14 protein-coding genes are annotated in these 14,503 nt (G+C 71.0%); 5 read left to right on the top strand and 9 right to left on the bottom strand.

Going from position 1 to position 14,503, the window contains the following annotated elements:
- Positions 1-138: 138 nt before the first annotated feature.
- Together SSPS47_RS10755 and SSPS47_RS10750 are read right to left on the bottom strand one after the other, a co-directional pair.
- A complete protein-coding gene (locus SSPS47_RS10755; RefSeq protein WP_164250592.1) occupies positions 139-1,044 on the bottom strand; it encodes a siderophore-interacting protein in 906 nt (301 codons plus the stop codon).
- 3 nt (positions 1,045-1,047) lie between these two features.
- The gene (locus tag SSPS47_RS10750; RefSeq protein ID WP_164250590.1) at positions 1,048-2,073 is read right to left on the bottom strand and encodes an ABC transporter substrate-binding protein; all 1,026 of its coding nucleotides are present in this window, start codon (positions 2,071-2,073) and stop codon (positions 1,048-1,050) included.
- Between the two features lie 150 nt (positions 2,074-2,223).
- Between SSPS47_RS10750 and SSPS47_RS10745 the strand changes: the two genes are divergently transcribed.
- Positions 2,224-2,589, top strand: coding sequence for a VOC family protein (locus SSPS47_RS10745; protein ID WP_147875388.1), 366 nt, complete (start codon positions 2,224-2,226; stop codon positions 2,587-2,589).
- Positions 2,590-2,653: 64 nt separating this feature from the next.
- Here the strand turns inward: SSPS47_RS10745 and SSPS47_RS10740 are convergent, their stop codons facing one another.
- From SSPS47_RS10740 to SSPS47_RS10720, 5 genes are all read right to left on the bottom strand, one after another.
- On the bottom strand, positions 2,654-3,070 hold the full coding sequence (locus SSPS47_RS10740) for a hypothetical protein (protein WP_239064843.1): 417 nt from the start codon (positions 3,068-3,070) through the stop codon (positions 2,654-2,656).
- 157 nt (positions 3,071-3,227) lie between these two features.
- On the bottom strand, positions 3,228-4,382 hold the full coding sequence (locus tag SSPS47_RS10735) for an acyl-CoA dehydrogenase family protein (RefSeq protein ID WP_164250586.1): 1,155 nt from the start codon (positions 4,380-4,382) through the stop codon (positions 3,228-3,230).
- 2 nt (positions 4,383-4,384) lie between these two features.
- A complete protein-coding gene (locus tag SSPS47_RS10730) occupies positions 4,385-5,320 on the bottom strand; it encodes a hydroxymethylglutaryl-CoA lyase (RefSeq protein ID WP_164250584.1) in 936 nt (311 codons plus the stop codon).
- Complete coding sequence (locus SSPS47_RS10725; RefSeq protein WP_203558055.1) at positions 5,317-7,410, bottom strand: acetyl-CoA carboxylase biotin carboxylase subunit; 2,094 nt, start codon at positions 7,408-7,410, stop codon at positions 5,317-5,319. Before SSPS47_RS10725 ends, SSPS47_RS10730 begins: the two co-directional genes overlap by 4 nt.
- A gap of 49 nt (positions 7,411-7,459) precedes the next feature.
- On the bottom strand, positions 7,460-9,091 hold the full coding sequence (locus SSPS47_RS10720) for a carboxyl transferase domain-containing protein (protein WP_164250583.1): 1,632 nt from the start codon (positions 9,089-9,091) through the stop codon (positions 7,460-7,462).
- An 88-nt stretch (positions 9,092-9,179) separates the two neighbouring features.
- Here SSPS47_RS10720 and SSPS47_RS10715 point away from each other — a divergent pair, with 88 nt between their 5' ends.
- Positions 9,180-9,794, top strand: a complete 615-nt coding sequence (locus tag SSPS47_RS10715; protein WP_164250581.1) for a TetR/AcrR family transcriptional regulator — start codon at positions 9,180-9,182, stop codon at positions 9,792-9,794.
- 20 nt (positions 9,795-9,814) lie between these two features.
- Here the strand turns inward: SSPS47_RS10715 and SSPS47_RS10710 are convergent, their stop codons facing one another.
- Positions 9,815-10,300, bottom strand: a complete 486-nt coding sequence (locus tag SSPS47_RS10710) for a peroxiredoxin (protein WP_164250579.1) — start codon at positions 10,298-10,300, stop codon at positions 9,815-9,817.
- Between the two features lie 78 nt (positions 10,301-10,378).
- Between SSPS47_RS10710 and SSPS47_RS10705 the strand changes: the two genes are divergently transcribed.
- The 3 genes from SSPS47_RS10705 (at position 10,379) to SSPS47_RS10695 (ending at position 13,605) form a co-directional block, all read left to right on the top strand.
- Complete coding sequence (locus SSPS47_RS10705; RefSeq protein WP_164250577.1) at positions 10,379-11,158, top strand: phosphatase; 780 nt, start codon at positions 10,379-10,381, stop codon at positions 11,156-11,158.
- A 1,034-nt stretch (positions 11,159-12,192) separates the two neighbouring features.
- Positions 12,193-12,921, top strand: a complete 729-nt coding sequence (locus tag SSPS47_RS10700; protein ID WP_164250576.1) for a Crp/Fnr family transcriptional regulator — start codon at positions 12,193-12,195, stop codon at positions 12,919-12,921.
- Positions 12,922-13,032: 111 nt separating this feature from the next.
- Positions 13,033-13,605, top strand: coding sequence for a hypothetical protein (locus tag SSPS47_RS10695; RefSeq protein ID WP_164250573.1), 573 nt, complete (start codon positions 13,033-13,035; stop codon positions 13,603-13,605).
- A gap of 7 nt (positions 13,606-13,612) precedes the next feature.
- Here the strand turns inward: SSPS47_RS10695 and tesB are convergent, their stop codons facing one another.
- Positions 13,613-14,485 (bottom strand): acyl-CoA thioesterase II, encoded by an 873-nt coding sequence (tesB, locus tag SSPS47_RS10690; protein ID WP_164250571.1) that lies wholly within the window; start codon positions 14,483-14,485, stop codon positions 13,613-13,615.
- Positions 14,486-14,503: the final 18 nt, after the last annotated feature.

Genomic DNA, 14,503 nt, shown 5'->3' with positions numbered 1-14,503 from the left:
CGGCGGCCGTACGCACCGTACGCACGGCACGCGGACAGGAGCTGGTTTCCTGTCTTCGAACTGGCGTCGTCCGCCCGCAGGGCGGGGCTCACGGCGTCCGGTGCGTGCCCTGATCCGGCCTGATCCGAACGACAGACGCTAGCCGCCCTTCGCCGCCTCCTCCCGCAACTGCTCCTCGCTCAGACCCCGGCGCCAGTAGCCCACGAACGTGACGTGCCGGCGGTTCAGTCGCCGCTCCCGTACGAGATGGCGCCGAAGCTCCTTCACCGTCCCCGCCTCGCCCGCGACCCACGCGTACGGCGAGGCGCCGGGCAGTTCGGCGGCGCGTACCGCGTCCAGGGCCGAGGGAGCGTCCTCGTCGCGCGCCAGCCAGTGGACGGTCGCGTCGGCCGCCGTCGGCAGCTCCATGCGGTCGGCGGCGTACGGCACGTCGAACCAGACCCGCGCCTTCGTCCCGGCGGGCAGCCACTCCAGGATGGCGGCGGCCGCGGGCAGGGACGTCTCGTCGGCCCAGATCAGCACGGAGTCCGTACCGGCCGGGGGCCGGAAGCGCACCGCGGTGTTGTCCGCGACCGCCGGCCCGAGGACGAGCACGCGGTCACCGGGCGCCGCGTCGTCCGCCCAGCGGCAGGCCGGTCCGCCGTCGGGGTGCAGGGCGAAGTCGATGTCCAGCTCGTCCGGGTCGTGGCGCTGTTCGCGCGCCGTGTACGAGCGCATCACGGCCCGCACGTCCTCGGGCAGCGCCCGCCAGGCCGCCCACCAGCCCTCGCCCTCCTCCACCGGGACCATCGGCGCCCGCTGCCCCGGCCTCGGCAGGAAGAGGGACAGGCTCTGGTCGCGCCCGCCGGCAGCGAAGCCCGTGAGCCCCGCGCCGCCCGTCGCGTTGCCGGGGCTCGTGTCGCCGCCGAACGTGACGCGGACCAGGGACGGGCCGAGACGACGGGTCCGTACGACCTGAAGGGCGAAGAAGCGGAACGGGGCGGTGCCGGCCGCCGTCGCGGGCGTCGCGGGTGTCGCGTTCGTGCGCGGCGTCGCGGTCGTCATGGGTCAGGCGACCTTCCTGGCCTTCTCGATGGCGTCGGCGAGGTCTTCCAGGATCGGCGCGCACTTGTCGTACGAGTAGATGGGCTCGGTCACGCGGGGGATCACCTGGCCCGCCTTGACCGCGGCCAGCCGCGCCCAGGTCGGCTTGGACGTCAGGGCCTCGGGCTGGAGAGCGGAGGAACGGTTGTCCATCATGATGATGTCGGCCGGGTACTTGTCGACGTTCTCCCAGCTCAACTCCTCGAAGAAGCCCTGCGCGTTCACCTTCGGCTCGACGAACCTCACCCCCAGCTCCTGGAGGTAGAGGGTGTCGGCGGACATCTTGGCGAGGGAGACGTAGAACAGGTCCTGGCTGGCCGAGCCGATCATGATCCTGACGTCCGGCTTGGACTTCGCGGCCGCCCGCAGCCGGCCCGCGGCCTTCTCGAACCGGGCCTTGGCGTCGGTCACCTTCTTGGCCTTGAGGTCCGCGCCCAGGGACTCGGCGAGGTCCGCGTGGCGCTGGATCGCCTTGGGGACGGTGGTCTCCGCCGCGAGGAGCGCGACGCTCGGAGCCAGCTTGAGGATCTTGTCCTTGGACTGCTCGGGGACGTACCAGAGTTCACCCTCGACCCACTGGGCGGTGACGAGCAGGTCCGGGGCGAGCGCCGCGTACTTCTCGACGTTGAACTCGCCCCAGACGTTGCCGAGTATCTCGACCTTCGTGACATCGAGGTCGCCCGCCTGGATGTCCGGCTCGCCGCCCTTGGTGGTGGTCGGCCCGAAGACGCCCTTGACCTCGATCCCGTAGTCGTGGAGCGCGGCGGCGGTGCCGGTGAAGGCGACGATGTTCTTCGGGACGCTGCCGGCTTCGGCCGTCTCGCCGCGGTCGTCCTTGAAGGACCAGGGACCCGACTTCGCGTCGCCGCCCGCGTCCGTACTCTTGTCGTCACCGCTCCCGCAGGCGGCGAGCGCGACGCCGAGACCGACGGCACCGCCGACGGCGAGCACGCCGCGACGGCTGAGGGGCGAATGAAGGGCGTTGCGCATGTCGATGTCCGCTTCCGTACACGCCGAGGACCGGCCGATGGGTAGTTCAGACAGGTTAGCCTAACCTTCCTTACCTCTGCGTACGGGGCGGGTGTCCGAGGTCCGGGGCACAGTGGGGGGACTGGTCCCGCCTCTCCCCAGGAGTCAGCGATGTCGATCCGCCGCGTCGTGCCCAACATCCAGACGCAGCCCGAAGGGCTGGCCCGGAGCCGGGAGTTCTACGGTCTGCTCGGCTTCGAGGAGGTCATGAACCAGGGCTGGATCATGACCCTCGCCTCACCGTCCGCCCCCACCGCCCAGGTCAGCTTCCTGACGGAGGACGCGACGGGGCCGGTCGTCCCCGACATGAGCGTCGAGGTGGACGATGTGGACGCGGCGTACGCCGCCGTGCGCGCGAGCGGCGCGGAGATCGTCCACACGCTGCGCGACGAGGAGTGGGGAGTGCGCCGCTTCTTCGTACGCGATCCGGGCGGCCGGGTCGTGAACGTGCTGGAGCACCGCGGCGGGGCGGGGTGACGTCAACGTTCGGGCAAGTCGTCGGCCCGGCGGTGCGGTTTTCGACGGCGGGCGTCCCAGGGCTTCACCGGAGGTCGGTGGAGGCCAGGACGATGAAGCGTTCCAAACGCTCTCTCGCCTGCTCGCCGTTGGTGCTCAGCTCCTGGCGGTCAGTGGCCTGGGGGATGGAGGACGCCTTCTCGTACGCGGCCCTCGCGGCGTCGACCACCTCGGGGCAACTGGCTATGAGCTGCACCCGGAACAGGGCGTGCAGAGCCACTCCGCGGAGGCGGTAGGACTCGGTGCGTGCCTCGAAGTGGGCAGGGCTCTCGGGGTCTTCGCGCTTCCTGTGCCAGCGATCCTGCTGGCCTCGGCGAAGCTCCGTAACGGCCCCCGCGAAGTCGCTGTAGACGGCCAGCCGCTCCGAGCGGAGCTGCTGGCCGAGCGTGAAACTCTCCGCCCGTTTCGATGAATCGCGTTGGAATATGTGAGTGACGACCACGCCCAGAAGGGTGCCGAGGACAGCCACAAGTGTCGAGAGAGCGCCGTTCATGGGCGCAGCACATCACAGGAGCGGTGTTCGAGGTGTCCGGTGGGATCGATCCGCCGGAGCCGGCCGGGGCCACGTCCCCCGGCCGGACCGTCGCGCCGATCGCCCCCTACAGCCCCAACTCCCGGGCGATCAGCATCCGCTGGACCTCGCTCGTGCCCTCGCCGATCTCCAGGATCTTGGAGTCGCGCCACATCCTGGCCACCGGGTACTCGTTCATGAAGCCGTAGCCGCCGTGGATCTGGGTGGCTTCGCGGGCGTTGTCCACCGCCACCGTCGAGGAGTAGAGCTTCGCCAGCGCCGCCTCCTTCTTGAAAGGCTCGCCGTGGACCAGCCGGGAAGCCGCGTCGCGCCAGCCGAGGCGGGCCAGGTGGGCACGCATCTCCATGTCGGCGATCTTGAACTGGATGGCCTGGTTCGCGCCGATCGGGCGGCCGAAGGCGTGGCGCTCCTTCGCGTACTTCACCGACTCGTCCACACAGCCCTGCGCCAGACCCGTCGCCAGCGCGGAGATCGCGATGCGGCCCTCGTCCAGGATGCGGAGGAACTGGGCGTACCCGCGGCCCTCCGCGCCGACCAGGTTCGTCAGCGGCACCCGGACGTCGGAGAAGGACAGTTCACGGGTGTCCGACGCGTTCCAGCCGACCTTCGAGTACGGGGCGGCGACCGTGAAGCCGGGGGTGCCGGACGGGACGATGATCGAGGAGATCTCCGGCCTGCCGTCCTCCTTGCGGCCGGTGACGGCCGTGACCGTGACCAGTCCGGTGATGTCCGTGCCCGAGTTGGTGATGAAGCACTTCGAGCCGTTGATGACCCACTCGTCGCCGTCCCGGACGGCCGTGGTGCGGGTGCCGCCCGCGTCCGAGCCGGCCTCGGGCTCGGTCAGTCCGAAGGCGCCGAGGACCTCGCCCGAGCACAGGCGCGGCAGCCACTGGCGCTTCTGCTCCTGCGTACCGAAGAGGTGCAGCGGCATCGCGCCGAGCGAGACGCCCGCCTCAAGGGTGATGGCCACCGAGGAGTCGACCCGGGCCAGCTCCTCCAGGGCGATGCCGAGCGCCATGTAGTCGCCGCCCATGCCGCCGTACTCCTCCGGGAAGGGCAGGCCGAACAGGCCCATCCGGCCCATCTCGCGCACGATCTCGTACGGGAACTCGTGCCGCTCGTAGAAGTCGCCGATCTTGGGCGCGACGACGTCCTGGGCGAACGCCTCGACGGTACGGCGCAGTTCCTCGTGCTCGGGTGAGAGCCGGTGGTCCAGGGACATGGCTAGGACTCCTTGTGGGAGAGGGCGCTGACGGTGCGGGAGGGGCTGGGTCGCCCCAGCTGTTCGGCCATCCACACGCTGGTGGCGGTGAGGAGGCCGAGGTCGACCCCGGTGTCGATACCGAGGCCCTGCAACATCCACAGGAGGTCTTCGGTGGCGAGGTTCCCGGTGGCGCTCTTGGCGTAGGGGCAGCCGCCGAGGCCGCCCGCCGACGCGTCCACGGTGGTCACTCCGTGCTGGAGCGCGGCGAAGGTGTTGGCGAGTGCCTGGCCGTACGTGTCGTGGAAGTGGACGCCGACCTTCGACAGGTGCACGCCTTCCTCGATGAGGGTGGCGAGCAGGCTCTGCACATGGCCGGGGGTGGCCACACCGATCGTGTCGCCGAGGCTCACCTCGTCGCAGCCCATGTCGACCAGGGTCCTGACGAGCCGGGCGACCTGGCCGACGGGGACGGGGCCCTCCCACGGGTCGCCGAAGCACATCGACAGATAGCCCCGGACATGGAGCCGTTGGGCGCGGGCGCGGGCGACGACCGGCTCGAACATGGCGAGCGACTCGTCCAGCGTGCGGTTCAGATTGGCCTTGGCGAACGACTCGGTCGCGCTGGCGAAGACGGCCACCTGACGGACACCGAGGGCCAGCGCCCGGTCGAGACCGCGGTCGTTCGGGACGAGGGCGGGCAGCCGCACGTTCTCCAGATCACGCACCATCGGGAACAGCCGCTCGGCGTCGGCCAGTTGGGGCACCCAGTCGGGGTGGACGAAGCTGGTCGCCTCGATGGTGGTGAGCCCGGCGGCGGCGAGGCGGTGGATGAACTCCGCCTTGATCTCGGTCGGGACGATCGCCGACTCGTTCTGGAGGCCGTCGCGCGCGCCCACCTCGTGGATCCGGATCCGGGTCGGCAGGCCCTCGTCCATGACGGTCATGGGGAGCGTCATTTCTCCTCCTCGGGGACCGTGGGGGGTGCGGCGGCAGCGGCGGCGGGGACGGCGGAGGCGTCGGCATCGGCGGAGATGACGGCGGTGCCTTCTGTGGAGGCCGGGTCGACAGCGGCGCTGTCGGTGGAGGCCGGGTCCGCGGCGGGGGCGACCACGGCCAGTACCTGGTCCATGGCGACGGTGGAGCCCGCCGTCACGTCCAGCTCCGTGACCGTGCCGTCGTGCGGGGCCGCGACGACGTGCTCCATCTTCATCGCCTCGACCACCAACAGGCCCTGACCGGCCACCACTTCGTCCCCGACCGCCACCTTCACGACCGTGACGGTGCCGGGCATCGGGGCCGTGAGCGCGTCGACGCCGCCCGCGCCGGCGGCTCCGAGCAGCGCCGCCTCCACCGGATCGTGGTCCTGTACGTGCCAGCTGTCGCCGTTGCTGCCGAGCCAGTCGTCCGCCCGGTGGAAGGTGTGCGTCATCCCGTCCACGGTGACGGTGACCCGGTCGGTCTCCACACGGGACGGGCCGGTGCCGAGCAGCCGGTGGGTGACGGGCTCGTGTCCCGGTACCCGCAGATGGTGGGCGACCGGCACGGCCATGCCGCCCATCCGCCAGCCGTTCGGTACGGAGAAGGGATCGGTCCAGCCGCCTCCGGAGCCGCCTTCCGGGGAAGGGGCGGGGGCCAGCGCGTGTTCCCGGACGGCCGCCGCCGCTTCGTACACCTCGGCCGGCACCTCCGCCGCCACCAGCGCGTCCGCGTCGCGCTCCACCAGGCCCGTGTCCAGCTCGCCCGCCACCACGGCGGGGTGGGCCAGCAGCCTCCGCAGGAAGCCGGCGTTCGTCGGGACGCCCAGCGTCACCGTCTCCGCCAGGGCCGCCCGCAGCCGGCGCAGCGCCGTCGCGCGGTCCGGGGCGTGCACTATCACCTTCGAGAGCATCGGGTCGTACAGGCTCCCGACCTCCGTGCCCTCGCTCAGGCCGGAGTCGGTGCGCACGCCCTCGCCCTGCGGCTCTTGCAGCGACAGCACGCGGCCGCCCGACGGCAAAAAGCCGCGCGCGGGGTCCTCGGCGCAGATCCGGGCCTCGATCGCGTGCCCGGTGAGGGTGATGTCGTCCTGGGTGAAGGGAAGCCGCTCACCGGCGGCGACGCGCAGTTGCCACTCGACCAGATCCAGACCGGTGACCAGCTCGGTGACGGGATGCTCCACCTGAAGACGGGTGTTCATCTCCATGAAGAAGTACGAGGCCGGGTCCTCGCCCGGCACGATGAACTCCACCGTCCCCGCGCCCCGGTAGCCGCAGGAGCGCGCCGCCTGCACCGCGGCCTCGCCCATCGCCGCCCGCGTCTTGTCGTCCAGCAGGACGGACGGCGCCTCCTCGATGATCTTCTGGTGGCGGCGCTGCAACGAGCACTCGCGCTCGCCGAGATGGACCACGTTGCCGTGCCCGTCGGCCAGCACCTGGATCTCGATGTGGCGCGGCCGGTCGATCCACCGCTCGACCAGGAGCGTGTCGTCGCCGAAGGAGGCGCGGGCCTCGCGCCGGGCCGCCGCGATCTCGTCGCGCAGGGCCGACTCCAGGCGGGTGAGCCGCATGCCCTTGCCGCCGCCGCCCGCCGACGGCTTCAGCAGCACCGGCATGCCGATCTCCCTGGCCGCGTCGGCCAGTTGGTCGTCGGTCAGTCCGCTGCCCGAGGAGCCGGGCACCACCGGCACCCCGGCCGCCGCCACGGTCTCCTTGGCGCGGATCTTGTCGCCCATCAGTGAGATGGCGTCGGCGGTCGGGCCGATGAAGACGAGACCGGCGTCCGCGCACGCCCGCGCGAAGTCCGCGTTCTCCGCGAGGAAGCCGTAGCCGGGGTGGACCGCCTGGGCGCCGGTCCGGGCCGCGGCCTCCAGCAGCCGGTCACTCACGAGATAGCTCTCGGAGGCGGGCGCCGGACCGATCCGTACGGCGGTGTCCGCCTCACGTACATGCCGGGCGTCGGCGTCGGCGTCGCTGAAGACCGCGACGGAACGGATGCCGAGCGCGCGCAGCGTACGGATGACGCGCACCGCGATCTCGCCGCGGTTCGCGACGAGGACCGTGTCGAACATGCTGGTCATGGGCTGGGGGGTCCTGATCGTCCTGGTGGTCATCTGTCACTCACATCCGGAAGACGCCGAAGCCGGGGGCGGTGCTGTCCTTCTGGGGAAGCGGGGAGTTGGCGCAGGCCGTCAGCGCCAGACCCACCACCTGACGGGTCTCCAGCGGGTCGATCACCCCGTCGTCCCAGAGCCGCGCCGTCGCGTAGTAGGCGTTGCCCTGCGCGTCGTACTGGGCGCGCACCGGGTCCTTGAACGCCTCTTCCTCCTCGGCCGGCCACTGATCCCCGCGGCCCTCGATCTGGTCGCGCTTGACCGTCGCCAGCACCGAGGCCGCCTGCTCGCCGCCCATGACGGAGATCTTGGCGTTGGGCCACATCCACAGGAAGCGGGGGGAGTAGGCCCGGCCGCACATCGAGTAGTTCCCCGCGCCGTACGAACCGCCGACCACGACCGTGAGCTTGGGTACGCGCGCGCACGCCACGGCCGTCACCATCTTCGCGCCGTGCTTGGCGATGCCGCCCGCCTCGTAACTGCGGCCGACCATGAAGCCGGAGATGTTCTGGAGGAAGAGCAGCGGGATGCCGCGCTGGTCGCACAGCTCGATGAAGTGCGCGCCCTTCTGGGCCGATTCGGAGAACAGGATGCCGTTGTTGGCGACGATTCCCACCGGGTGGCCGTGGATCCGGGCGAAGCCCGTCACCAGCGTCGTACCGAACTCGGACTTGAACTCCGCGAACCGTGAGCCGTCCACCAGCCGGGCGATGACCTCGCGGACGTCGTAGGGCGTGCGCGAGTCGACCGGCACCGCCCCGTAGAGCCCCGCGGGGTCGACCTTCGGCTCCTGAGCCGGCTCGACCTTCCACGGCAGCGGGCCGCGCTCGGGGAGCGTCGAGACGATCGTGCGGACGATCCGCAGCGCGTGCGCGTCGTCCTCGGCGAGATGGTCCGTGACCCCCGACGTACGGGAGTGGACCTCGCCGCCGCCCAGTTCCTCGGCGGTGACGACCTCGCCGGTCGCCGCCTTCACCAGAGGCGGGCCGCCCAGGAAGATCGTGCCCTGGCCGCGGACGATCACGGCCTCGTCGCTCATCGCGGGGACGTACGCGCCGCCCGCCGTGCAGGAGCCGAGCACGGCCGCGATCTGCGGGATGCCGGCGCCGGACATCCGCGCCTGGTTGTAGAAGATCCGGCCGAAGTGGTCACGGTCGGGGAAGACCTCGTCCTGCATCGGCAGGAAGGCGCCGCCCGAGTCCACGAGATAGACGCACGGCAGTCTGTTCTCCAGCGCGACCTCCTGGGCGCGCAGATGCTTCTTCACCGTCATCGGGTAGTACGTCCCGCCCTTGACCGTGGCGTCGTTGGCGACCACGACCACCTCACGGCCGCTGACCCGGCCGATCCCGGCGATCACCCCGGCCGCCGGCGCCTGGCCGTCGTACATGTCCTCCGCCGCCAGCGGGGCCAGCTCCAGGAAGGGCGAGCCCGGGTCGAGCAGGGTGTCCACCCGGTCGCGGGGCAGCAGCTTGCCGCGTGCCACGTGCCGGGCGCGGGACTTCTCGCCGCCGCCGAGCCGCGCGGCGGCGAGCCGGGCGCGCAGAGCGCCGGAGAGCTCCTGATGCGCCGCCTCGTTCACGCGCCAGGCCTCGGACGCCGGGTCCGCGGCGCTCGCCAGCACGGGTGCCTGCTGCATCGATCGAGCTCCCTCGCACGGTTAATGAGCGTTAACGTAGCCTCCTCAGGTTAACGACCGCTAACCCTCCTGTCTAGAATGGTTTTCCATGGGCACCAGGACCGCGGCACCGACGCGCCGTGAGCAGATCCTCAACGAGGCCGCCAGGCTCTTCGCCGAGCGCGGCTTCCACGGCGTGGGCGTCGATGAGATAGGGGCGGCCGTCGGCATCAGCGGGCCGGGCCTGTACCGCCATTTCGCGGGCAAGGACGCCATGCTCGCCGAGCTGCTCGTCGGCATCAGCGGCCGGCTCCTCGACGGCGGCAGGAAGCGTGTGGCGGCGTCGGCCGGTGACCCGGCGGCCGTGCTCGCCTCGCTGATCGACGGCCACATCGACTTCGCGCTGGACGACCGCCCGCTGATCACCCTGCACGACCGCGAACTGGACCGGCTGCGGGACAGCGACCGCAAACTCGTACGGCAGCTCCAGCGGCAGTACGTGGAGCTGTGGGTCGGTGTCGTCCGCGAGATCCACCAGGACGTCCCCGAGCCGGTCGCGCGCGGCGCCGTGCACGCCGTCTTCGGCCTGCTGAACTCGACACCGCACCTGAGCCCCGACGGCCGCGGCACCCCCCGGCGGGCGGTGGCGGAAACGCTCCTGCGCCGCCTGGCCCACGGCGCGTTCGCCGCCCTCGGTGAAGAGGACGGCGCGCCGCGTCCGTGACGGCCCGTCGCCCGAGCCGATCAGACCTTCAGCGCGGCGAGCTCCCCGGCCAGCGTCCGAACCGGCTGGAACGTCGCGCCGAGCAGCGACACGTGCTTCCAGTGCAGCGTGCCGTCCGGCGCGATCAGGAACACCGCCCGGCGCAGTCCGATCCCGGGGGCGGCGATCCCGAACGCCCGCGCCACCGTGCGGTCGGTGTCGGCGAGCAGCGGGATCCGCAGGCCGTACCTGCGGGCGAACGCCTCGTGGCTGTCGACGTCCTGCGGGCTGATGCCCCACACCTCGGCCCCCAGCTCCGTGAACGTCTCCAGACCGCTGGAGTACGAGCACAGCTGTCGGGTGCAGACGCTGGTGTCGTCACCCGGGTAGAAGGCCAGGACCAGGGGAGCGCCCCGGCGCTCGTCGAGGCGGTACTCCCTCCGTACGAAGGTGTCGTCGCCGCCGAGGACCCCGCCGGGCAGGGTGAAGTTCTCCACGGGACGGCCGGGACCGGGTGATGCTGGCACAAGAACTCCTTCATCGGCACGACGTCCAGTCACGGGGACGAGCGGCACCGCGCGGAGACCTGACGGCACAATGGGCTCATGCCGATACCCAGCCGCGAAGCTCTCGTCGACCACCTCGTCCGTACGCGTATCGCCGGAGACGTGGCCACTCCCAGGGACAACAACCTCTCCCACTATCGCAAGCTCGCCAACGGCGACCGCCACTTCTGGCTGGGCCTGGAGCTCGGCGACCGCTGGACCGACGAGCAGGACGTGCTCGCCGTGATGGCGGAGCGGTGCGGGGTCAGCGACGATCCGGAGCACCGGCACGGCCAGGACACCATCGACCCCGAGCTGACCGTCGACGCCCTGGGGCGGATGGCGGCGCGGCTGCGCAAGGCGGCGGCGGGCCAGGAGCGGGTGCTGTTCGCCACCGGTCACCCCGGCGGGCTGCTGGACGTGCACCGGCAGACGGCGGACGCGCTGCGGCTGGCGGGCTGCGAGATCGTCCGGATCCCCGGCGGGCTCATGGCCGACGAGGGCATGGTGTTCCAGTTCGCGGGGGTCGCGATGCTGGAGCGCGGGGCCACGCTCTGGCACACCCACTCGCCCGAGCCGATGCGGGCCATCCTGGACGGCCTGGAGCGCGAGGGCAGACCGCAGCCGGACCTGGTGCTGGCCGACCACGGCTGGGCGGGCTGCGCGGGCCAGCGGGGACTCGACTCGATCGGCTACGCGGACTGCAACGACCCGGCCCTGTTCATCGGCGAGGCCGAGGGCACCCTCCAGGTGACGGTTCCCCTGGACGACCATGTGACGGACCCGCGCTTCTACGACCCCATGACGGAGTACCTGCTGCACCAGGCCCAACTTCTGTAGCCGGTCGCCGACTTCGTACGTCTGACGTCGTGCCGGCCGGGTGCCGCTTTCCCCGGTCCGCGTCGGCGATGCCGTCCGCAATTCGCGAGAACCGTGCGACGGAGCACGAATTCAGCGCAATCACGGGTCGCGGACGGTGCAATTCCACCGTAATTCGTAAGGTGAATGGGACCGCATCGGTCACCGTTCCTGGTGATCTACGTGCCGGAGCCGCGCCGTTGATCATGATCCGCGCCTTGTCGGAAGCCGACAGCCGTGCGCTGAGAAATATGGAAGTCCGTGCTGTCGTCCCGGATCGCGGGCAGTGCTTGAATGCGGGCTCGTGTCTTCACCCCATCGGGTGAACAAGAAGCCATGGTCACTCCGCTTCGTGCTGGAGTGACAGCGTTCCGTAGCCACCTCTGTGCTGGTGTCGTGGGACAGCGCTTGTCGAAATCGCCGCGCCAAAATCACTCCTGCTGGGGTTTCTGGCGGCCGGAGGGCCGGGATTCGGCTCTCAGCCGGTCCGGGTGTGGTGTTTACTGACTGTCGGTCTGAGCCTTGGCGGGTCCAGACCTCTCATCGAGGGCTCCAGGGGTGGTTCCCAGGAGCCCTCGTTTATTTCCGGGTAATTCGCCGGGAAATCTCATGGTGCGGGACCGGTGATTGGCCGCGGAAAGAAGCAATTTCGACGGCATCAAGTTGCTGTGTGAATTTACTTTCCGGCCCGAACCGTCCTGCTGTGACCATCGCCACAGGACGGCGGACGTGGCGCATATGTGCGCATGGTGTGTACCCGTCGGGGCAAGCTGTACCGCACGTCATACGCGGCTGTGAACTGCCCCCGGACCGGGGTAATGTGCTTCCAATCGCTCATCATCCTTCCCGTCCTAAACCAGCGGGTGATCAAGGTCGATGAGAGGTGCTGGACCCGCCACTCAATGATCCTCGTCAACTAGAGGAGCTCAGACCCTCATGCCGACAGCCGTTGACCACGGCACGGTCCCCCTCAGCGTCTCCCGTACCTGTGGCCCGCCGCCCCGGGTCCCCGGGCGGTGAGCGCGACCGTGCCCCCGGACGTCGAGTCCTTCAACCCCGCCGGTGTCGTCCACGGACGCCAGCCCATGCCGGACGGCAGCTTCCTGTCCTTCCTCTCCGACCGGCAGTGGAAGCGCCACTTCGTGGGCCGCGGCGACAGCCGGGTCCACCCCGCCGGGGACGAACTGCCCGTCGGCCGTGAGGACGGCGCGGTTCATATCGTCCTGGGCGGCTGCGTCGCGCGGGAGCGCACCCACCTCCGTACGAAGCTGGTCCGTTTCCGCGGTGTCGGGCAGCTTCTCGGCGAGGCCAATCTCGTCGGCTCGCACGCCGGGGGCCGTACGGTCTGCCTCGGTGACACCTGGGTCATGAGCCTCACGACCGCGCGGATGCACTCCGTACTCACCCGCCAGCCCGACGTGCAGATGGCGCTGTTGCGCAGTCTCGAAGCGCGCAACCGCAGCGACGAGATGATCTACGGCACGTTCGGGCGCCCCGCCCTGGCCAGGGTGGGCGCCCTGCTGTACCACCTGGCGACCGTCTCGGGGAAGAAGGACCCGCTCGGGGTCCGGATCGCCGGCATACGCCAGACGGATCTCGCCGACGCCCTGCTCGTCGGCCGCTCCACCGTGGAGAACGCCTTCAAGGAGCTCAAGGCGCTCGGCGTGGCCCGCAGCGGATACCGCCAGATCGTCATGACCGACATGGACGGACTGGCCGAACTCGTCTGGCCGCCCCGCTCCTGACGCCCTGTCCGAGCACGACGCAGGGCCCATCCGGCTCCTCGCGCGGTGGCAGGGCAGTGGCCCCCGCCCCTTCCGACCGCAGCGCTCCGATCCCGCACGAACGGAAAAGTCATGCACCCCCTCGCTTCCCCGCCGCTGAAGCAGCCTTCCGTCGAGGCCCTCACCGCGATGGCCGCCGGTTCCCCGCCCGGCTGGGCGACCCCCCTGGTGGCGCTCTGCGTCGGGATCGCCACCCTGGCGCTGACGGTCCTCGGCGTGCTGAAGACGCGCGAATACCGCAGGCGCGACCGGCAGCGTGAGGACCTGAGCACCTCCGCCGCGGCGCTCGAACAGATCTCGCTCCTGCGCTGCCGCCACGCGAAGCGCCTGATGACCACGGACGACGTCGACTCCCTGCGGGAGCAGCGCGACCGGATCGAGGTGGCCGCCGAGCAGTGGGACAAGCTCCGCCGGCACCTCAACGAGACGGTCCGGCTGATCGACGTGTACATCGGCACCGCGCTGCCCACCACGGCCGACCTCGGACGCGAACGGCCGTACGGCACGGTCGAGTCCGACCTCCCCGAGCCCTGGCGCGTCGAGACGCTGCTGACGCTGGCCAAGGCGCAGGGCGCGGCGGCCGTGGAGCTGAAGGAGGCGGTGCGCCTGGCGCAGTCCGAGGTCACGCGCCGGCGCAATCGCTGACGCGGCGTCAGGCGCGGGGCACCCGCATGACGCCCTCCTGGATGACCGAGATCACCAGCCGTCCGTCCTGGGTGTGGATTCGCGCCTGGCCGAGTCCCCGGCCGCCGGAGGCGGAGGGCGACGTCTGGTCGTACAGCAGCCATTCGTCCGCGCGGAAGGGGCGGTGGAACCACATCGCGTGGTCCAGGCTCGCCCCGACGATGTCACCGCTCGCCCAGCCGCCCCGGCCGTGCGCGAGCAGCACCGAGTCGAGCAGTGTCATGTCGGAGACGTACGTCGCCAGGCAGACGTGCAGCAGTGGGTCGTCGGCGAGCTTGCCGACCGCGCGGAACCACACCTGCGAGCGGGGCTCGCGCGGCTGCCCGGCGGTGGCATACGGCGGGGCGTCCACGTACCGCAGATCCACCGCGGCGCGCGCCTGGATCAGCCGGTCGGCCACGGACGGGTCGGTGAACCGGTCCGCGTACCGCGGCAGCAGCTCGGCCGCCGTCGGCAGGCTCTCCGGATCGGGCGCGTCCGGCATCCGCTCCTGGTGCTCCAGGCCCTCCTCGTACGTCTGGAAGGACGCCGAGAGATGGAAGATCGGCCGGCCGTGCTGGACGGCCACCACCCGGCGTGTGGTGAAGGACCGGCCGTCGCGGATGCGGTCGACGGTGTAGACGATCGGCGCGTCCGGATCGCCCGCCCGCAGGAAGTACGAGTGCAGGGAGTGCGCAGGGCGGTCGGCGGGGACGGTACGGCCCGCGGCCACCAGGGCCTGCGCGGCGACCTGGCCGCCGTAGACGCGCGGGATGGCCGCCGAGCGGCTGAGGCCGCGGAAGATGTCCTCCTCGATCCGCTCCAGGTCGAGCAGTTCGAGGAGGGACTCCAGTGCGTTCATGGCGCTGATCGCTCAGCG

The sequence above is a fragment of the Streptomyces sp. S4.7 genome, from assembly GCF_010384365.1.
Taxonomy (GTDB): Bacteria; Actinomycetota; Actinomycetes; order Streptomycetales; family Streptomycetaceae; genus Streptomyces.
The sequence above is the reverse complement of the archived record's forward strand: the minus strand, read 5'-3'. Positions and strand labels throughout refer to the sequence as shown.